The organism is Paracoccus aeridis (assembly GCF_004923205.2).
Taxonomy (GTDB): domain Bacteria; phylum Pseudomonadota; class Alphaproteobacteria; order Rhodobacterales; family Rhodobacteraceae; genus Paracoccus; species Paracoccus aeridis.
Map to the genome: position 1 here is coordinate 1 of NZ_SELD02000063.1, position 314 is coordinate 314.

Consider the following 314-nt stretch of genomic DNA (forward strand, 5'->3'; position numbering starts at 1 on the left):
TCAGAGGTATAGACACTGCCGTGATCCGAGTGAAAAATCGCCCCGTCAAGGCTACCTCGGACCCCGTGAGCCATCGTGAGGGCTTCTTCGACCAACTCGGTGCGCATGTGGTCGGCGATCGCGAAACCGGTCAACTGCCGCGAATAGCAGTCGATGACCGTGGCCAGGTACATATTCGACCCGTCCGCGATCGGCAGGTACGTGATATCGCCGACGTAGACCTTGTTCGGTTTCTCCGCGGTGAACCGGCGTTTCAGAAGGTCAGGGAATTTAGGCGCACGTTTCGCGGACACGGTGGTCTTCACCCGGCGTTT

General features: G+C 58.9%; 1 protein-coding gene. It reads right to left on the reverse strand.

Annotated features, from left to right (window positions below):
• Window positions 1–314: DDE-type integrase/transposase/recombinase (locus ELI80_RS16725; protein WP_136652992.1), on the reverse strand; the 314-nt coding region annotated here is incomplete at both ends.